Annotated in this window: 16 protein-coding genes and 1 pseudogene; 5 read left to right on the top strand and 12 right to left on the bottom strand. The window is 68.3% G+C overall.

Translation table 11 applies throughout. The features are described 5' to 3' along the window. Window positions 1–151: 151 nt before the first annotated feature. The 7 genes and pseudogenes from ABZ319_RS17035 to ABZ319_RS17005 all read right to left on the bottom strand — a co-directional run bounded on the left by ABZ319_RS17035 (window position 152) and on the right by ABZ319_RS17005 (window position 8,549). The gene (locus tag ABZ319_RS17035) at window positions 152–1,444 is read right to left on the bottom strand and encodes an acetyl-CoA C-acyltransferase (protein ID WP_354987352.1); all 1,293 of its coding nucleotides are present in this window, start codon (window positions 1,442–1,444) and stop codon (window positions 152–154) included. A 239-nt stretch (window positions 1,445–1,683) separates the two neighbouring features. Continuing rightward, window positions 1,684–2,364 (bottom strand): ribosome-associated translation inhibitor RaiA, encoded by a 681-nt coding sequence (gene raiA, locus ABZ319_RS17030; protein ID WP_354987351.1) that lies wholly within the window; start codon window positions 2,362–2,364, stop codon window positions 1,684–1,686. Between the two features lie 227 nt (window positions 2,365–2,591). Next, entirely contained in the window at window positions 2,592–3,248 is a 657-nt protein-coding gene (locus ABZ319_RS17025) for a ComF family protein (RefSeq protein WP_354987350.1), read from the bottom strand. Window positions 3,249–3,263: 15 nt separating this feature from the next. Then, window positions 3,264–5,072 (bottom strand): MtrAB system accessory lipoprotein LpqB, encoded by a 1,809-nt coding sequence (gene lpqB, locus ABZ319_RS17020; RefSeq protein WP_354987349.1) that lies wholly within the window; start codon window positions 5,070–5,072, stop codon window positions 3,264–3,266. A gap of 488 nt (window positions 5,073–5,560) precedes the next feature. Then, window positions 5,561–7,102, bottom strand: a pseudogene (mtrB, locus tag ABZ319_RS17015) (MtrAB system histidine kinase MtrB); the annotation flags it as partial. A gap of 44 nt (window positions 7,103–7,146) precedes the next feature. Beyond that, window positions 7,147–7,824 carry an MtrAB system response regulator MtrA gene (gene mtrA, locus ABZ319_RS17010; RefSeq protein WP_029931579.1) on the bottom strand — a complete coding sequence of 226 codons (678 nt, stop codon included), beginning with the start codon at window positions 7,822–7,824 and terminating at the stop codon, window positions 7,147–7,149. Window positions 7,825–7,901: 77 nt separating this feature from the next. Next, on the bottom strand, window positions 7,902–8,549 hold the full coding sequence (locus tag ABZ319_RS17005; RefSeq protein WP_354987348.1) for a dTMP kinase: 648 nt from the start codon (window positions 8,547–8,549) through the stop codon (window positions 7,902–7,904). Window positions 8,550–9,047: 498 nt separating this feature from the next. Between ABZ319_RS17005 and ABZ319_RS17000 the strand changes: the two genes are divergently transcribed. Then, a complete protein-coding gene (locus tag ABZ319_RS17000; RefSeq protein ID WP_354987347.1) occupies window positions 9,048–9,323 on the top strand; it encodes a hypothetical protein in 276 nt (91 codons plus the stop codon). 171 nt (window positions 9,324–9,494) lie between these two features. On the opposite strand, the gene ahcY is transcribed toward ABZ319_RS17000, so the two are convergent. From ahcY to ABZ319_RS16980, 4 genes are all read right to left on the bottom strand, one after another. Further along, window positions 9,495–10,970, bottom strand: a complete 1,476-nt coding sequence (gene ahcY / locus ABZ319_RS16995) for an adenosylhomocysteinase (protein ID WP_354987346.1) — start codon at window positions 10,968–10,970, stop codon at window positions 9,495–9,497. Between the two features lie 170 nt (window positions 10,971–11,140). Then, window positions 11,141–12,226, bottom strand: a complete 1,086-nt coding sequence (locus ABZ319_RS16990) for an alkane 1-monooxygenase (protein WP_354987345.1) — start codon at window positions 12,224–12,226, stop codon at window positions 11,141–11,143. A 260-nt stretch (window positions 12,227–12,486) separates the two neighbouring features. Next, window positions 12,487–13,179, bottom strand: a complete 693-nt coding sequence (locus ABZ319_RS16985) for a response regulator (protein WP_354987344.1) — start codon at window positions 13,177–13,179, stop codon at window positions 12,487–12,489. Then, entirely contained in the window at window positions 13,176–14,756 is a 1,581-nt protein-coding gene (locus tag ABZ319_RS16980) for a sensor histidine kinase (protein ID WP_354987343.1), read from the bottom strand. Before ABZ319_RS16980 ends, ABZ319_RS16985 begins: the two co-directional genes overlap by 4 nt. Window positions 14,757–15,025: 269 nt before the next feature. Between ABZ319_RS16980 and ABZ319_RS16975 the strand changes: the two genes are divergently transcribed. The 4 genes from ABZ319_RS16975 (at window position 15,026) to ABZ319_RS16960 (ending at window position 17,416) form a co-directional block, all read left to right on the top strand. Continuing rightward, window positions 15,026–16,333, top strand: coding sequence for a cation:dicarboxylase symporter family transporter (locus ABZ319_RS16975; protein WP_354987372.1), 1,308 nt, complete (start codon window positions 15,026–15,028; stop codon window positions 16,331–16,333). 193 nt (window positions 16,334–16,526) lie between these two features. Further along, window positions 16,527–17,006, top strand: a complete 480-nt coding sequence (locus ABZ319_RS16970; RefSeq protein WP_354987342.1) for a type II toxin-antitoxin system Phd/YefM family antitoxin — start codon at window positions 16,527–16,529, stop codon at window positions 17,004–17,006. Between the two features lie 2 nt (window positions 17,007–17,008). Continuing rightward, complete coding sequence (locus ABZ319_RS16965) at window positions 17,009–17,278, top strand: Txe/YoeB family addiction module toxin (protein ID WP_354987371.1); 270 nt, start codon at window positions 17,009–17,011, stop codon at window positions 17,276–17,278. A 9-nt stretch (window positions 17,279–17,287) separates the two neighbouring features. Beyond that, complete coding sequence (locus ABZ319_RS16960) at window positions 17,288–17,416, top strand: hypothetical protein (RefSeq protein WP_354987341.1); 129 nt, start codon at window positions 17,288–17,290, stop codon at window positions 17,414–17,416. A gap of 44 nt (window positions 17,417–17,460) precedes the next feature. On the opposite strand, the gene ABZ319_RS16955 is transcribed toward ABZ319_RS16960, so the two are convergent. After that, on the bottom strand, window positions 17,461–17,907 hold the full coding sequence (locus tag ABZ319_RS16955) for a 6,7-dimethyl-8-ribityllumazine synthase (protein ID WP_354987340.1): 447 nt from the start codon (window positions 17,905–17,907) through the stop codon (window positions 17,461–17,463). Window positions 17,908–17,955 lie beyond the last annotated feature (48 nt).

Here is a 17,955-nt window from a genome sequence, read left to right as displayed (position 1 = left end):
TCGGGCTGTGCCGCCGGCCTCGTTCGGCATCTCGCCGCGGCCTCGGCTCGTATCGTCCGTCGGCAGCCGTCGGGCCGATGCGTGATGAGTCCGTTCGGTGGCGCGGCGGGTCGCCCCGGTCGCGCGTGCGGGATGGGGCGACCGGGCCGGGTCAGACGCGTTCCAGGACCGCCGACGCGCCGATGCCGCCTGCCGCGCAGATGCCGAGCAGGGCGGTCGACTTGCCGGTGCGGTGTAGCTCGTTCGCCATCGTCGTCACCATGCGGGCGCCGGTCGCGCCGAAGGGGTGGCCGAGGGAGACCGAGCCGCCGTGCACGTTGAGCTGCGCGGGGTCGATCTCGCCGACGGCGGTGTCGCGGTCCAGGCGGGTCTTGGCCCACTCGTCGCTGGCCAGGGCCGTCACCACCGAGAGGGTCTGGGCGGCGAACGCCTCGTGGATGTCGACCAGGTCGACGTCGGCCAGGGACAGGCCGGCCTTGTCCAGGGCGCGCGGCATCGAGATCGCGGGGCCGATCAGGACCTGGTCGCGGGGATCGACGCTGACGTAGCTCCAGGAGCGGAAGGCCGCGAGGGGGGTGAGGCCGAGGGCGCGGGCCTTCTCCTCGCTCATCAGCAGGACTGCGGACGCGCCGTCGGTGAGCGGGCTCGCGTTGCCCGCGGTGACGGTGCCGCCCTTGGCGAAAACCGGTGCGAGAGAAGCGAGTTTCTCGACGCTGGTGCCGGGGCGCACCAAGCCGTCGCGATCGACGACCTTGCCCTCGGGGGTGGTCACCGACAGCACCTCGTCGGCGAAACGGCCGGAGTCGATGGCCGCGGCGGCGCGTTGGTGCGAGCGCGCGGCGAACTCGTCCTGCGCGGCGCGCGAGATGCCGTGGATGCGCGCCATCTTCTCGGCGCTCTCACCCATGACCTCGCCGGTGGTGCGCTCCTCGATCTTGGGCCGGCGCGGCACCAGGTCGTAGAAGGGCGCGAGCTGCGCGGCGGCGGCCAGGTAGTCCTTGGCCTTGGGCTTGCCCAGGGCCAGGGGCGCGGCCGCGTGCACCATCTTCTGCGGGAGCTTCACCTCGGCGTTGCTGGTGGAATCGCTGCCGCCGGCGATCATGATGTCGTACTCGCCGCGCTCGATGGCGGCCGCGGCCGAGGTCACGGCCTGCAGGCCCGAGGCGCACGCGCGCGTGACGGTGTAGCCCTCGCACCCGGGATCGAGCTGGAGATCCAGCGCGATCTCGCGCGCGATGTTGGGCGCACCGCTGGGCAGGATCACCCCGCCCCACACGATGGCCTGCACGGCGGCCTTGTCCAGCCCACTGCGCTCGAGCAACCCGGCGACCGCGATGTCGGCCAGGTCGATGGAGTCCATCCGGGTGAAGTCCCCGAATGCCCGCACGAACGGGGTCCGAACGCCGGAGACGATGACGGCACGGCGAGCGCCCTTGGAAGCCATGGTGATTTCCCTTCGAGAATGCCTGGCCATCAAACTTACCGCGAGGTAAGAAAGAAAGCGATACACCTCGTAACAGGAAAATGCGCCGCCCCGAATGCGCCCGTACGACGCTGATTCCCCGCCGGCGAACATCGATTGCGGGGTCTCCCCACGACCTGCGACGGCCGCGGGGAGGCGAAAGATGAAGCCGGGGCCCGGTCGAGCCCCGGAGGAAGGAACGAACTGACGAGGGCTACCGGTTACGCGAGACGGATGATGCCGTAATCGAACGCGTGGCGACGGTAGACGACCGACGGTCGGTCGGTCTCCTTGTCCTGGAACAGGAAGAAATCGTGACCGACGAGCTCCATCTGGTAGAGGGCGTCGTCGACCGTCATGGGGATCGCGGGATGGGTCTTGGTGCGCACGACATGACCAGGACCGGCGTTCTCGCCGTCCAGATCCTCGGGCGCGTGATCGTGTGCGTCGGACGACCCGTTCGACGACACGAACAGCGAATCATCGATCAGACCGGCGGTCGCCTGAGACACCGAGATGGGTGTCTTGTCCCCATGATGAACGCGACGACGATCCTTGAGCCGGCGTAAGCGGCCCTCCAGCCTCTCGACCGCCAGTTCCAGGGCGGCGTAGAAACTGTCCGCGCAGGCTTCGGCCCGGACGACCGGACCCTTGCCGCGAGCGGTTATCTCGATTCGCTGGCAATTCTTGCGTTGACGACGGTTGGGTTCGTGGGTGAGTTCCACATCGAAGAGATAGATGGTCGGATCGAAGCGCTCCAAGCGAGAAAGCTTGTCCGCCACATGAACTCGGAAATGATCGGGCACTCCGCCCTCACCGAGTGTTCGTCCCTTGACGACGATCTCCGCCTGCTGGGCGGGGGCCGTCTTGTCTTCGGGTTCGAGAGCGTCTTCCAGCAGCACCGAAGTGACCGCGGACTTCGCTGAAGGTCGTGAAGAAGTCGTCACGCGTACCTCCCGGATCTGGCCGCACAAAGCCGCTCGTGCGGCGGGATTGAAACGTGTGCCGATCGAAATCGCTCGGCACATATGGTCCGAGGCGCCACCTCCAAACGTGCGGTTCGGGTGTCTGATCGCCACGCTAGTTCGCCAGCGACCTGTCCGCCAGTGTTCACGCAAATTTCGAAGAATCAAGCGTGGCAGGTAACCAGCGCGGCACGAACCGTCACTCCGGCCGCAGTGAGCGCACGGACCGATTCCGTCACTGTGGCACCGGTGGTCAACACGTCATCGATCAGCACTACCTCGGCATTTGCCGGAAATCGGGCCTGATTCGGGCGGCCGGGAGCCACTATGATTCGCCCGCGCAGATTGTGCTGGCGGTCGCCGCGGCCCAATCCGACCGAATCGCGCACACCGGCCCGCAGCCGCAACATTCGTACCGGTCGGCAATCGGATAGCCAACTCGCCGCGACGAACGCGGCACCCGTCACCGGGTCACCGCCGCGCCGGCGGGCCGCTCCGGCCCGGGTGGGCGCGGGGACCAAAATAAGCGGTCGCGCGCGATCGCGCAAAGTATCCAGCCCCCTGGCCAAGGCGAACCCCAGCGGCCCCGCCAGATCGGCCCGATGCTGTTCCTTGGCGGCCAGCACCGCGCGCCGGGGCGCACCGCGATAGGGCGCCAGCGCCCAGCACGGCACCCGGGGATCGGCGCGCGGGCGCACCCGGATCGGCGGACCGGACAGCGCCGCGGCGCAGTCCGCGCACCAGTCGGTGCCCGGTGTTCCGCACCCGCCGCAGGCGCGCGGCAGCATCAGATCGATCGCGCTCGCGAAGAACGCCCCCATCGATCCAGTGTGCGCCTAGCCGGGCAGCACCGGGACCGCATTGCCGCCCAGACCCGGAACTTCGCGCCAGTAGTACTCGCCGCCTTCGGGATTGCGGGTCAGCTCCAGCACCGCACGCGAATCGGCCACGTACTCGTTGTTCGGGGTCGCGACCACCACGCGCACCGGCGGGGTCAGGTTCTGGGTGGTCTGCGGCTGGTACCCGGAGCCGTCCACCAGCACGGCCGCAACGGGGTCCACGTTGCCCTCTCGCGTCACGATGACGCGTTCGTCGGACTGCCAGTCGATCGACACCGCCGCGGTGCTCAGACCGACGGCCAGCGGCAGCGGCGAGGACAGCCGGAACTTGCCCCCGGGCTGGGGCACCACGACCGCGACGTACACCTTGCCGTTGGCGATGATGGCCGCGCGCGCCCCCGAGGGCGAGATCCGCAACTCGGTGATCGGCCCGCGCGGGGACTGCGCGCTGGAGTTGGCCACCGGCGCGGTCAGGTCGCTGATGTCCACGTCCTGCACCGACACGTTGCCGGTCGCGCGGTCGTGCACCGCGCGGATGACCCGTTCGCCGTCGACCACCGTCCAGGCCGAGCTGCCGTCCGCGGGCCAGCTCGGACGGGTGAAGGTGCCGCCGGTGGCGACCGGGAAACCCTGTCCGTCGTAGGTGCCGAAGATGAGCGTGCGGCCCGGTTCCGGCTCGGGGCGGCCGGATTTGGCGACCGCGGCGACCAGTCCGCCGTCCAGGGACAGCGCCACCGCCTCGAGGGTGTGCGTGGTGCCGAAGAAACCGGGTGCGGGCGCGATGCCGTTGTCGGTCACCGCGACCAGGGAGCCGTCGCGTACCGCGTGCAGCCCGGCGCGGTTGTGCGCCACCGCTTCCGGGCCCAGGACGTCGACGTCGGCGCGGGTCCATCCGGTGGTGGCGTAGCGCTCGTCGAGGGCCTTGCCGTCGGCCAGCAGCATGTACGGGCCGAGCACCTCGGCCCCGGCCAGGGTCAGCACGACCTGGGTCGCCAAGAGCTCCTTGGCTTTCGGGTCCAGCGCGCCCGCCCCGGCGAAGTCGATCTGCACCCCGCCGCCGCCGACACCGATGCCGTCGGTGTCACCGCCGGCGCTGGTGATGGGTCCGCGCAGGGTCACCGGCCCGGACAGCGGATTGCGCACCGCGGGCGCGAGCGCCTCCTGCGGACCCTCGGCGAGCAGCCCGAGCAGCTTCTGCGGCAGCTGATCCTTGCGGGTGGAGATCCAGCGCAGGTCCGGAACCATCGCGGCCCCGGCCAGATTGGGGAAGAACAGCGAGTACCGCTTGTAGGACTTGGCGAAGGCGGTCTGCTCCACGATGACGCCCGACGGCAGATCGTCCACCCGCCATTCGCCGTCGACCTTGATCAGTTCGACCTTGTTCTCCAGGGTGCCGTCGCTGGTGCGGTAGGAGCCGTCCGGCGCCAGCTCGCCGATCTTGCGGGCGCGGATGACGTAGGTGGCGGTGTCCGCGGTCCGCGATTCGCGCAGGGTGTCGGGCCGGTCCACGATGGTGGTGCCGGCGGCGTCGTCCCAGCGGACATTGGCCGCGGGCGAGAGGAATTGGCGGGCGGCCTGATGCCGATTGGTGGGATCGGCGGTGGCCTGCAGGAAATCGCGCAGCAGCTGATCGGGTTCGCGCCCGGAGATCGGCGGCTGCAGCTCGGCGCTGGTCGGCTGCCGTTCCAGGGTGCCCAGCGCCTGCGGCGCCGAGGAGTCGGGCAGATTCGCGCACGCGGTGGCGCTGAGCAGACAGCCCAGCACCAGCAGCGCCCGCACCAAGCGCGAGTTGCTGCCTTTCCTCATTGCCGTCCGTCTCCTGAGTCGGCGAGCACTGTGCCATCGGGTTTCTCGTCCGGTCCGGCGCCGCCCGCGCCGTTGCTGTCCGGGCTCGCGCCGCCGGGGTCGCCTTCTCCGGCGTCGTTCTCGGCGGCAGGGCTTTCGGCGGCGGAGTCCTCGGCAGCGGGGTGTTCGGCGGCGGCGTCTTCGGATTCCGGTTCGGAGCCTGTCGGATCGGGCCCGGTCTCGGGTAGGGCAGAAAGTCCCTCGCCCGACGGCACGAACAGCGGGATCGGGGTGATGCGGCCCGAACCGGTTTCCGCACCGTCCGAACCCGATGCGCCGGAATCGGATTCGGGCACCGAGCGCAGGATGCGGCCGGAGTCGGCGGCCTCCCCGGCCGCAGCCGCCCCGAAACCCGTTGCGGCCGGACCGGCGTCGGGCGCGGCGTCGGAATCCACCGTGCCGATGTCGAGGGCGAGCTGTTCGGCGGTGATGCCGCCGCGCAGCTTGGGCGGTTCCAGCGGCAGCGGGCTCGAACCGAGTTTCTTGGTGCGCACCAGCGGCAGGGTGAGCCGGAAGCTCGCGCCGACGCCCATCTCGCCCCAGGCTTCGAGCTTGCCCTCGTGCAGGTTCGCGTCCTCCACGCTGATGGACAGGCCCAGACCGGTGCCGCCCGAACGCCGCATACGGGAGGGGTCCGAGCGCCAGAAGCGGTTGAACACCAGCTTCTCCTCGCCCGGGCGCAGGCCCACGCCCTGGTCGCGCACCACGATGGCGACCGCGTTGGCGTCGGTGTCCCCGCGCATGCGCATCAGGACGGGTTTGCCCTCGCTGTGGTCGATGGCGTTGGCGAGCAGATTGCGCAGCACACGTTCCACGCGGCGCGGATCCACTTCCGCGACAAGGGGTTCCTCGGGCATGTCGACGACGAGTTCGACGCCGGACTCCTTGGCCAGATGCCGCACCGTGGACACCGCGGCCCGCGCGCACATGCGCACGTCCAGCGATTCCACCTGGAGTTCGGCCACACCCGCGTCGTGCCTGGAGATTTCGAGCAGATCGTTGAGCAGGCCCTCGAAGCGATCGAGTTCGTTCACCAGCAGTTCGGCCGAGCGCGCGAGCGCGGGATCCAGGTCGTCGCTGGAGCCGTGGATGAGATCGGCGGCCATGCGGACCGTGGTCAGCGGCGTGCGCAGCTCATGGCTGACGTCGGAGGTGAAGCGGCGCTGCAGATTTCCGAACTCTTCCAGTTGGGTGATCTGGTTGGACAGACTCTCGGCCATCTCGTTGAACGACATGGCGAGCCTGGCCATGTCGTCCTCGCCGCGCACCAGCATGCGTTCCTTGAGGCGGCCGTCCGCGAAGCGCGAGGCGATGCGCGCCGCGGATCGAATGGGCAGCACCACCTGTCGCGTCACCAGGGCGGTGATGGCGGCCAGCAGGACCAGCAGCACGATGCCGCCGATGAGCATGGTGCCGCGCATGAGGTCGAGGCTGCGCTGTTCGTTGGTGAGCGGGAAGATCAGGTAGATCTCCAGGCTCGGCACGTCGGTGGCGGGGCTGCCGATGATGAGGGCGCGCCCGCGGAAGCCGTCCGGATCCGAGACCGGCGCGAACTGGTAGCTGATCTGCCGTTCCTGCACGAAATGTCGCAGTTCCGGCGGGATTTCCTGGATCGGCCCGGCCGACAGCTCGGATTGACTGTCCCCGACCATGGCCAGCGCGGAGTTGTAACTGCCCGCCTCACCGCCGGATTGGGCGCCGCCGCCACCGGCCAGGGCGCGGCGGGCATCCTCCAGTCGGGCCAGCTGGGTGCTGGAATCGTGCACGCCGGTGAGCGTGGACTGCACCGTGTTTCGCGCACGGGCCATCTCCTCGACGGCCGCGTTGATCTTCGCGTCCAAGAGCCTGTCGGTGATCCGGGACGTGAGCACGACTCCGAGAATCGTGATCACGATCAGCGACAGGGTCAAGGTCGACACGACGACTCGCAACTGCAGCGAGCGCCGCCACACGTGGCCCAGTTGTTCTCCGCGAGTACGGAACCAGGCCACCACTACTGCCAGCCACCGCTGTACGCGGTTTCTGGAGCCAGCGATCACGGCGGTCCGGCCTTGTAGCCCACGCCACGGACGGTGAGCACGATCTCCGGATTCTCGGGATCCTTCTCCACCTTGGCGCGCAACCGCTGCACGTGCACGTTGACCAGGCGGGTGTCGGCGGCGTGCCGGTAACCCCAGACCTGTTCGAGCAGGACTTCACGGGTGAACACCTGACGCGGCTTGCGCGCCAGTGCCACGAGTAGATCGAATTCCAAGGGAGTCAGCGAGATCTGCTGACCGCCGCGGGTCACCTTGTGCGCCGGCACGTCGATGACGATGTCCGCGATGGACAGAAGCTCTTGTGGCTCCTCCTCGGTACGGCGCAGGCGGGCACGCACGCGAGCGACGAGTTCCTTCGGCTTGAACGGCTTGACGATGTAATCGTCAGCGCCCGACTCCAACCCCAGGACGACGTCGACCGTGTCGGTCTTCGCCGTCAGCATCACGATGGGCACTCCCGAATCGGCACGCAGCACACGGCAGACGTCGATGCCGTTCATGCCGGGCAGCATGAGATCCAGCAACACGAGGTCCGGGCGCAGCTCCCGGACCGCGGTAAGCGCCTGTGTGCCGTCACCGACGACGTGAGGGTCGAATCCCTCACCCCGCAAGACGATCGTGAGCATCTCAGCGAGAGCCATATCGTCGTCGACGACCAGAATCTTGGGCTTCATAAGACTATGTTGTCACCTTCCCGGCTCCGATCAGGCCGCCACGCCAACACTCGTGACCTGTCGGCGCACATCCAACCCTATCCAGCAACGTTTTCCGCGATCCGCGCCGCCAGTGTTGCCGGATCGTCACCGGTCCGATGCGTCCACCATGTCCCGTGCCAGTTGATTTCGGCCAGTTCACGGTAGACCGTTCCGGTGCGCCGCTGGAGTCCACCGTCTTTTTCATAGGCGTCGAGCGCGCGCGTCGCGTCGGCCTCCCCGCGCGATCGAGCACGCTCCTCGGCAACATTAACCGGGACATCCAGCAGAATCTGCATATTCGGGACCGGGAGTCCGAAGCGCTCGAACTCCAATTCCGCGACCCAGGCGACGATTTCGCCCGTTGCGTCCTGTTCCAGCCGGGCGGCGGAATAGGCGGCATTGGAGGCCACGTAGCGGTCCAATAGCACGATGTCGTTGTCCGCCAGCAGTTTCGAGAGTTCGTCGCGCGCGTCGAAGCGATCGAGCGCGAACAGCAGCGCCATGGCGTTCACCGACGCGGCCACGTCGCCGTGCCCGCCCCGCAGCGCCTCGGCCGCCAGATCGGCGTGCACCGAGACCCCGTACCGCGGGAACGCGAGCGTGGCCACCCGCAGTCCACGTCCGGTCAGCTCGCCCACGACGGCCGTGGTGAGCGTGCGTTTACCCGCACCGTCGAGCCCTTCCACCGGAACCAGCACACCCATGATCGCGAGAGTACCGAATGAATGCCCGGGCAAACCGGGGCGGGCGTCCCCGCGCGAGCCCCGGAGCTCGACCTCGAGCGCCCCGGGGCGCCCGCAGAGCGCCCGGAGCGTGCGAGAGCGCCCCGGCCGGGCCGCGATTCACGGTCGCGAACGCCGGGGCCCGCAGAATTGGGGGCAGATGTTCAAAACGCAGTTGCTTCATAACCGGGTGCACGACCGGCGGATGTGGGTACAGTGCGACGCACACTCCCCCTGCAAGGAGAGCAACGCACTAAAACCGGCCGGTCGCCTCACGGGTGACCGGCCGCGTGCTGCGTGCGACCGGGGGTAGCCTCCGAACGCGGCGGCTCGCGGCGGTCAGGGCCACGGCCCGGGCAGGCGAGTTCGGTGCCCGATAGGCCCGATGCGCCAAACATGTCGAATTTTCGACGGTTTTTGAAATGCTGACGCTTCAGTTCTTGTAGGGTCCCACGCACTGTCCCCCGCAAGGAGCGCCCCATGAAATCTCGTCTTGCACACCAGATCCCGCGCGCGGCCGTCGGCGCGTTCGCCATCGCCGCGGTCATCTCCACCGCCGGCGTGGCCACCGCCGCACCGGTCGCGGCCCCGGCCGCGCCCGTGGCCGGGCCCAGCACCGGCTCGCTCGACTCCCTCTCGGGCACCGGTCAGTCGGGTTCGCTGGGCACCGGATCGAGCGCGAGCCAGCTGATCCAGGCGGCGCTGTGCACCCTGCAGGGCAAGCAGTGGATCCCGCTGCTGGACATCTGCATCTAGGCGGCTTCCGCCCCCGCGATGCGACGCGACCCCGGCTCGATCGGGGCGCGAAACGGCCGGTCACCCAGTGGGTGACCGGCCGTTCTCGACTCGGCGGCCGACCCGCGGTTCGACCCGCGGTCGTGCCGTGCGCGGTGCGCGCCGCCGTGATCCGGCGACGCGCGGCCGAGCTCAGTAGCGGTAGTGCTCGGGCTTGTACGGGCCCTCGACGTCCACGCCGATGTACTCGGCCTGGTCCTTGGTGAGCTTGGTCAGGGTGCCGCCGAGCGCCTCGACGTGGATCTTGGCGACCTTCTCGTCCAGGTGCTTGGGCAGGCGGTAGACCTCGTTGTCGTACTCCTCCGGCTTGGTCCACAGCTCGAGCTGCGCGATGACCTGGTTGGAGAACGAGTTCGACATGACGAACGAGGGGTGGCCGGTGGCGTTGCCCAGGTTCAGCAGGCGGCCCTCGGACAGCACGATGATCGAGCGGCCGGTCTCCTTGAACGTCCACAGGTCGACCTGCGGCTTGATGTTCAGCCGCTCGGCGCCCGAGGACTCCAGGGCGGCCATGTCGATCTCGTTGTCGAAGTGGCCGATGTTGCCCAGGATGGCCTGGCCCTTCATCGCCTTCATGTGATCGAGGGTGATGATGTCCTTGTTGCCGGTCGAGGTGACCACGATGTCGGCGTCGGCGATGGCCTGCTCGACGGTGACGACGTCGAAGCCGTCCATGAGCGCCTGCAGCGCGTTGATCGGGTCGATCTCGGTGACCTGCACGCGCGCGCCCTGGCCCTTGAGGGACTCGGCGCAGCCCTTGCCGACGTCGCCGTAGCCGCAGATCAGCACCTTCTTGCCGCCGATGAGCACATCGGTGCCGCGGTTGATGCCGTCGACGAGGGAGTGGCGGGTGCCGTACTTGTTGTCGAACTTGGACTTGGTGACCGAGTCGTTGACGTTGATCGCCGGGAAGCTCAGCTCACCCGCGGCGGCGAACTGGTACAGCCGCAGCACGCCGGTGGTGGTCTCCTCGGTGACGCCCTTGACCGAATCCGCGATCTTGCTCCACTTGGTGCCGTCGGACTCGAGGCTCGCGCGCAGCAGGTTCAGGAAGACCTTGTACTCGGCGGAGTGGGTCTCGTCCTCGGGCGGGACCACACCGGACTTCTCGAACTGCGCGCCGCGCAGCACCAGCATGGTGGCGTCGCCGCCGTCGTCCAGGATCATGTTGGCGGGCTCGCCCGGCCAGGTGAGCATCTGCTCGGCGGCCCACCAGTACTCCTCCAGGGTCTCGCCCTTCCAGGCGAAGACCGGGGTGCCCTTGGGCTCGTCCTCGGTGCCGTGCGGGCCGACGACGACGGCCGCGGCCGCGTGGTCCTGGGTGGAGAAGATGTTGCAGGAGGCCCAGCGGACCTCCGCGCCGAGATCCACGAGGGTCTCGATGAGCACGGCGGTCTGCACGGTCATGTGCAGCGAGCCGGAGATGCGGGCGCCGCGCAGCGGCTGCACCTCGGCGTACTCGCGACGCAGTGCCATCAGGCCCGGCATCTCGTGCTCGGCGAGCCGAATCTCCTTGCGGCCGAACTCGGCCTGCGACAGATCCGCCACCTTGTAATCGATCCCGTTGCGGACGTCGGCGGTCATCATGCTGGTCACTGCGGTCGTCATCTGCCTCTCCTGGTCGGCTGCTTCCCCCGCAAGGCTAGTCGGTGCGTTCGCACTTGCCCCCACCCACGGCAAAGCTCGCACCCGGTAGGGGTGCGAGCTTCGCTTTCACGACGTTCGCCGAACCCCGATGCCCTCCCCTGGTTCATCGGGACCGCGTGGCTGCCGCTGTGTCAGGCAACCGCCATGCCGTGCTGGGAGAGAATCCGCTCGCGCTTGCGCGGTTGGATGTTCGCCCGGGCGACGTCGCCCTCGTAGTGCGCCAGAAGCCGCGCGTCCATGACGTACCGCCACAGCGGCGGCACCAGCGCCAGCAGGATCATGGTGGCGTAGCCGGCCGGGAGTTGCGGCGCCTGCTCCGAACTGCGCAGGGTCTGATACCGGCGGCCCGGATTGGCGTGGTGATCACTGTGCCGCTGCAGATGGAACAGGAAGATGTTGGTCACCAGGCGGTCGCTGTTCCAGCTGTCGCTCGGCGAGCAGCGCGCCCAGTTGCCGTTCGGTCGCCGGCGCCGCAGCAAACCGTAGTGCTCGACATAGTTGACCGTTTCCAGCAGCGCGACCCCGACCACGGCCTGAATCACCAGGTAGGGCAGGATTTTCCAGCCGAATCCCAGCAGCAGCGCCCCGAAGAGCACCACGGACATCGACCAGGCCTGCAGGATGTGATTGCGGTAGTTCCACCAGCCGTGACCGCGTCGCTGCAGCCTGGCCTTTTCGATGCCGACCGCCGAGCGGAACCCGCCGATCACGCTGCGCGGCAGGAATCCCCACAGCGTCTCGCCCATGCGCGCGCTGGCCGGATCCTCGGGGGTCGCGACGCGGGCGTGATGGCCCTTGTTGTGCTCCACGAAGAAGTGGCCGTAGGCCGACTGTGCCAGCGCGAGTTTGGAGAGCCAGCGTTCGAGCCGCTCGACCCGGTGCCCGAGTTCGTGCGCGGCGTTGATGCCGATGCCGCTCACGAAGCCCAGGGTGGCCGCCAGGCCCAGCTTGTCCACCACCGACAGCTCGTCCCCGGCCCACATGATCGCCGCGATGATCAGCCCCGCCAGCTGGATCGGCAGGAACAGATAGGTGCACCACCGGTAGAACCGGTCGTTGCTGAGTAGTTCGTAATCCTCATCTCGCGGGTTGCTGCCGTCTTCCCCGACGACCCAGTCCAGTACCGGTATGACTATGAGAACGATGACCGGCCCGATCCACCAGAACACCTCTGCCTTCGTCCAATACACCAGCTGTGACGGCAACAGCGCACTCATCGGGGCGATGAGCCCCAGTACCCACAGGTGACGTTTGGGATCCGGCGAACCCGACCGTTTGCCGACCAATTGCACGTTTGCCCCGCTAATTAGATACCTCAAAAGTTCGCAGGTAGATATATACGTACCTTACGTCTGTTACACCACTGGCCCGACCCCGAAGGTGGCAACTGTTACATCGTGAGCAGTCACAACTCGGACAACTGACCATGTAACACGGGTCACCGCACATCACAGGCAAACCGGTGGTAAATCCGAACTCAGTGCAACCACGTGTAGCGAACTTGTGGCCGCCCGGTGCGACCGTAGTCGGTCCGCCGATCCACCACGCCGTCTTCGGCGAGACGTTCCAGGTATCGCCAGGCGGTAACCCGCGAAACGCCGACGACTCGCCCGCACTCCCCCGCCGACACTCCATCCGGCGACGCGCGGACCGCGCGGGACACTTCCGCCATCGTCTGTGGCGCAATGCCTTTCGGGGAGGTCGCGCGCGCGTCGGTGGTGCGCAGCGCACCGAATGCCCGGTCTATTTCCTGCTGCGACACCGCGGTCTCGCCGGCGGGCAGCGCCGCCCGGTATTCGAGGTAGCGCTCGAGCTTCTCGCGGAACGCCGAAAACGTAAAGGGCTTCAGCAGATACAGCACTACGCCGTGCGCCACCGCCGCGCGCACCATCGCCAGATCGCGCGCGGAGGTGACCGCGATGACGTCCGGGCGCGGGCGCAGGCCCGCCAGCGCCGCCGCGGCCGCCAGACCGCTCATATCCGGTAAACCGATATCCATCAGCACCAGGTCGATGGATTCGTCACGCTTCTGTGACCTCGTGGCGGCGGTGACGGCCTCGCGCCCGGAGTGCGCGACCGCCGCCACCTCGAAGCCGGGAATTCGCTCGACGTAGGACTTGTGCGCGGCCGCGATGGCCCGGTCGTCCTCCACGATCAGTACCCGGATCATCGCGAGAACCGCACGATCACACCGGATTCCGGCTCGCGCTGGGCGCGCAGTTCGCCGCCGTGCCTGGCCACCAGGCGGCGGACCAGCGCCAATCCCAGACCGTGGTGGTCGGTCTTGGTGGAGTAGCCGCGCTCGGTGGCGCGGGTGAACACTTCCTCGGACATGCCCGGGCCGCTATCGGCCACGCGCACAAGGAGTTCGGTCGGTTCGCCGGGCTCCTGCGGCTCGTCGCGCCGGACAGTCACCTCGACCCAGGAGTCCTCGTCGTGCCCGACCGCGTCTAGTGCGTTGTCGATGAGATTGCCCAGCAGCGTGACCATTTCGTGCGCGCTGAGCGGGTCCGTGCTGTCCAGCAGGGTATCGCCGGTCACGGTCAGCTCCACCCCGTTCTCCGCGGCCTGTTCCACCTTGCCCAGCAGCAGCGCCACCACCGCCGGTTCGGCCACCGCGCCGGTGAGCCGGTCGATGAGCGCCTGGGAGAGTTCGAGTTCGGCGGTGGCGAAGGCCACCGCCTCGCGGGCGCGGCCGAGTTCGACCATCGTCACCACCGCGTGCAGCCGGTTGGCGGCCTCGTGCGCCTGCGCCCGCAGCGATTCGGCGAAGCCGCGCACCGAGTCCAATTCGCCGAGCACGTCGCCCAATTCGGTGTGATCGCGCAGGGTGAGGACGGTGCCCATGCGGCGGCCGTCGTGCTCGACCAGGTCCTGGTTCACCACCAGGACGCGATCCGGGGTCACGTGCATCTCGTCGCGCACGACGTCGGCGCCCAAGCGCTGCAGCGAGATCGGCAGATCGCCGCGCAGCACCGGGCCCTGGGCGGGCAGGTCGAGCAGCTTGCGGGCCTGGTCGTTGACCACGTCGGCGCGTTCGCCGGCTTTGTCGAAGACCAGCAGGCCCTCGTGCACCGAGTGCAGCACGGCGTCGTGGTGCTCGTACATCCCGCGCAGTTCGGCCAGGGCCAGGCCGTGGGTCTGCCGTAAGAGCCTGCGCCGCAGCAGCAGTGCGCCGAGGGTCGCCAGCACGAGGCCGGTGGCGGCCACCGCCAGAATGGTCGGCAGCTGGCCGCGCACCTGATCGCCGATGTGCTCGCGGGTCACGCCCGCGGACACCAGCGCCACCACCGCGCCACCCGCGTCGCGCACCGGGGTGACGGCGCGGATCGAGGGTCCCAGTGTGCCGGTGTAGATCTCGGTGAAGGTCTCGCCCGCCAGGGCGCGATCGATGGTGCCGCTGAACGGCTTTCCGATGCGGCTCGGATCGGTGTGCGTGTAGCGGGTGCGGTCCGGGGCCATGACCACCACGAAGTCCACGCCGGTGCGTTCGCGGATGCTCTCGGTCACCGGTTGCAGCGCCGACACCGGATCGGCGCCGCGCACCGCGGTCAGCGTGGAGGGCGCCTGCGCGAGGGTCACCGCGATGTCGGTAACGCGGTCGCGGGTGGCGTCGTCGTGCGCGGTGCGGGTCTGCAGCACCGCCAGCGCGGTGCCGATGCCGATCACCGCCGCCAGCACCACGAGCTGCACCGCGAACACCTGCCCGGCCAGCGTGCGCCGGGACTCCGTTCTTCGAACGCTCACCTGTGCCTCCGTGCCGCGTGAACTCGTGCCGCGTGAACAAAACTTACGAAACAGTGATCGGCGTCACCGCCCGGGTAATCATTCTTCACGAGCCGGTGTGAACGGGCTCACACCTTCGACTTCGGATCGGTATCGAAGACACTCGGAACGAGGAATCCACAGCGATGACGACAACCGCCACAGCAGAGCCGAACCCGCCGGGCCAGCCGGGAGCGGGCGCCGAACCCACGGGAGCCGCGCCCCGCCGCGACCGCACCCATTGGCTGTACATGGCGGTCATCGTGGCGGTGGTGGCCGGCGTGCTGGCCGGCTGGCTGGCGCCCGGCTTCGGCAAATCCGTCGGTGAACTGGGCACCCTGTTCGTGAACCTGATCAAAATGATGATCTCGCCGGTCATCTTCTGCACCATCGTGCTCGGCATCGGCTCGGTGCGGGCGGCCGCGCGGATCGGCAAGGTCGGCGGGCTGGCCATCGGCTACTTCCTGCTCATGTCCACCGCGGCGCTGGCCATCGGGCTGGTGGTGGGCAATCTGCTGCATCCGGGTAGCGGGCTGGATGTGGCGGGGCATGCCGGGGAGACCGCGAAGTACGTGAAGGACGCGCACAGTGCGGGCGGCACTTGGGATTTCGTCAAGGACATCGTGCCGACCACGCTGGTGTCCGGGCTGACCTCGGGCAAGGTGCTGCAGACGCTGTTCATCGCGCTGCTGGTCGGTTTCGCCATCCAGGCCATGGGCACGGCGGGTGAACCGCTGCTGCGCGGCGTCGCGCTGATCCAGAAGCTGGTGTTCCGGGTGCTCACCATGATCCTGTGGCTGGCGCCGATCGGCGCGTTCGGCGCGATCGCGAACGTGGTGGCGCGCACCGGGTTGGACGCGGTCAAGCAGTTGGCGCTGCTCATGGTGGCGTTCTATCTGACCTGCGTGGTGTTCGTGTTCGGGGTGCTGGGTGCGCTGCTGCGGGCGGCGGCCGGGGTGTCGATCTTCAAGCTGGTGCGCTTTCTGGCGCGGGAGTATCTGCTGATCGTGGCGACCTCGTCGTCGGAGTCGGCGCTGCCGCGCCTGATCGCGAAGATGGAGCATCTGGGCGTGGAGCGCCCGACCGTGGGTGTCGTTGTGCCGACCGGCTATTCGTTCAATCTGGACGGCACCGCGATCTACCTGACCATGGCCACGCTGTTCGTCGCCGACGCGATGGGCCAGCCGCTGTCCTGGTCCGAGCAGCTGAGCCTGCTGGTGTTCATGATCGTCGCCTCGAAGGGCGCGGCGGGCGTGACCGGCGCGGGTCTGGCCACCCTGGCCGGCGGCATCCAGAGCCACCGCCCCGACCTGCTCGACGGCGTCGGCCTGATCGTCGGGATCGACAGGTTCATGTCCGAGGCCCGCGCGGTCACGAACTTCTCCGGCAACGCGGTCGCGACGGTGCTGATCGGCACCTGGACCAAGACGATCGATCCCCTCCGGGTGCAGGCGGTCCTGGACCGCCGGATCCCCTTCGACGAGACCACGATGGTCGACGACCACCCGGCCACCCCGGCCCCCTCGGCCACCCCCGAAAAAAGCCTGATTCCCGCCTGAGCTGCCCAAATCTCGGTTGGAATCCGGAACCGCCGGCGCGCAGCCTGCACTGCGCGTCGGCGGCCTTCGCCTGTCCGGCTTCGATCGGCCCGCGTGCGGCGGCACTCGACCGGGGATCGATACTCGTACGACATGTTGTACGAGTACGACGTACGATAAGTCGTACAACTATCGTCACGAAGGAGTGGCCCAGATGCCCTCGCTCCCGATCTCCAAGGTTCGCGAAAACCTCTTCGGTCTCGTGAAACAGGTCAACGACGATCACGACACCCTCACAGTCGTCACCAAGACCGGCGAAAACGCGGTCCTGATCGCCGAGGCCGACTGGAACTCGCTCATGGAGACCCTGTACGTCCTGCAAACCCACGGCGGCATCCAGCTGCTGAAATCCGCCGCCGACGCGCGTGCGGGCCGCACCAGCGTCCACGCCCTCATCGACCCCGACGACGACGATGCGACGCCGGCCGAACTCATGCGGGTCGAACAGGTGACCGAGCAGATCGCAGAGGCGATCCTGGGGCTGGGCGAACCCACGCTCACCCGTCTCATCCGGGACCGTGAAGTCCTGTACCAGCTCGTTGCACTACTGCTCGATGACGACGCGACCACGGAGTTCGCGCAAGAACTACTACAGCGGCATACGACGACAGGCAGCGCGAAACCCGGGGCGTGAGCATGCCGGATCGCAAGCTGACCTTCACCGATCAAGGCTGGAAGAGCTACGAGAGCTGGCTCGCGCGCGACCGCCAGGTCCTCAAAGCTGCCAACAAGATGATCAACGCCGCGCTGTCCGACCCGTTCACCGGAATCGGAAAACCCGAGCCCTTGCGACACCAACTCGCCGGGCACTGGTCTCGGCGTATCACTCAGGAGCACCGGCTCATCTACTACGTGACCGACACCGAGATAGCGATTGTCCAGGTCGGTGGCCACTATGACGAATGAGCCCTGCCCATGTCGCGCTCGCAGGTGAGCGCTCGCATCGCCGAGCAGGCGGGCGTATCGGTATCGACCGCGAGTTGCTTCGCGGCGACGCGTGATCGGCTGCCTGCCAACCTTTTTCGCTACCGCCGCAACGACTGAGGCCGGAATGCCGCTGCGCGGTGTGCACCGCGCAGCGGCAGCTGTCAGTTCGCGGCGACCGGCTCCAGGGCCAGCGTGGCCGCGATCGCGTTGGCCAGCTCGGTGCCCTTCACCACGAAGTGGCGGGTGAAGTAGTCGCGGTGTTCGGCGTGCTCGTGGAAGTGGTGCGGGGTCAGCACCGCGGAGAACACCGGGACGTCGGTGTCGAGCTGCACCCGCATGAGGGCGTCGACGACGGTGCCCGCGACGAAGTCGTGGCGGTAGATGCCGCCGTCGACGACCAGCGCCAGGCCGGCGATCGCCGCGTACCGGCCGCTGGTGGCCAAACGCTTTGCCTGCAGCGGGATTTCGAAGGCGCCGGGCACCTCGATGACGTCGATCTCGTAACCCCGGTCCGCGAGCCCGATGCGGGCGGCCTCCACGGCCTGCCCGACGATCTCGCTGTGCCACTGCGCGGCGACCAGAGCGATTCGGCTAGAGATGGGTGACATGTCCTGCTCCTGTTCGTGTTGTCACCCAGGGCAAGACGGCACGGCCGG

Origin of the sequence: Nocardia sp. NPDC005978, from assembly GCF_040614455.1 — a bacterium.
Taxonomy (GTDB): Bacteria; Actinomycetota; Actinomycetes; order Mycobacteriales; family Mycobacteriaceae; genus Nocardia.
The sequence above is the reverse complement of the archived record's forward strand: the minus strand, read 5'-3'. Positions and strand labels throughout refer to the sequence as shown.

Excerpts from the sequence above, each read along its gene's own strand:
- ahcY (WP_354987346.1), bottom strand. The coding sequence starts at position 10,970 with ATGACGACCGCAGTGACCAGCATGATGACCGCCGACGTCCGCAACGGG.
- ABZ319_RS16990 (WP_354987345.1), bottom strand. The coding sequence starts at position 12,226 with ATGAGTGCGCTGTTGCCGTCACAGCTGGTGTATTGGACGAAGGCAGAG.
- ABZ319_RS17000 (WP_354987347.1), top strand. The coding sequence starts at position 9,048 with ATGAAATCTCGTCTTGCACACCAGATCCCGCGCGCGGCCGTCGGCGCG.
- mtrA (WP_029931579.1), bottom strand. The coding sequence starts at position 7,824 with ATGAAGCCCAAGATTCTGGTCGTCGACGACGATATGGCTCTCGCTGAG.
- ABZ319_RS16985 (WP_354987344.1), bottom strand. The coding sequence starts at position 13,179 with ATGATCCGGGTACTGATCGTGGAGGACGACCGGGCCATCGCGGCCGCG.
- ABZ319_RS16965 (WP_354987371.1), top strand. The coding sequence starts at position 17,009 with ATGCCGGATCGCAAGCTGACCTTCACCGATCAAGGCTGGAAGAGCTAC.
- ABZ319_RS16955 (WP_354987340.1), bottom strand. The coding sequence starts at position 17,907 with ATGTCACCCATCTCTAGCCGAATCGCTCTGGTCGCCGCGCAGTGGCAC.
- ABZ319_RS17035 (WP_354987352.1), bottom strand. The coding sequence starts at position 1,444 with ATGGCTTCCAAGGGCGCTCGCCGTGCCGTCATCGTCTCCGGCGTTCGG.
- lpqB (WP_354987349.1), bottom strand. The coding sequence starts at position 5,072 with ATGAGGAAAGGCAGCAACTCGCGCTTGGTGCGGGCGCTGCTGGTGCTG.
- ABZ319_RS17005 (WP_354987348.1), bottom strand. The coding sequence starts at position 8,549 with ATGGGTGTGCTGGTTCCGGTGGAAGGGCTCGACGGTGCGGGTAAACGC.
- ABZ319_RS16975 (WP_354987372.1), top strand. The coding sequence starts at position 15,026 with ATGGCGGTCATCGTGGCGGTGGTGGCCGGCGTGCTGGCCGGCTGGCTG.
- ABZ319_RS16970 (WP_354987342.1), top strand. The coding sequence starts at position 16,527 with ATGCCCTCGCTCCCGATCTCCAAGGTTCGCGAAAACCTCTTCGGTCTC.
- ABZ319_RS16960 (WP_354987341.1), top strand. The coding sequence starts at position 17,288 with ATGTCGCGCTCGCAGGTGAGCGCTCGCATCGCCGAGCAGGCGGGCGTA.
- ABZ319_RS17025 (WP_354987350.1), bottom strand. The coding sequence starts at position 3,248 with ATGGGGGCGTTCTTCGCGAGCGCGATCGATCTGATGCTGCCGCGCGCC.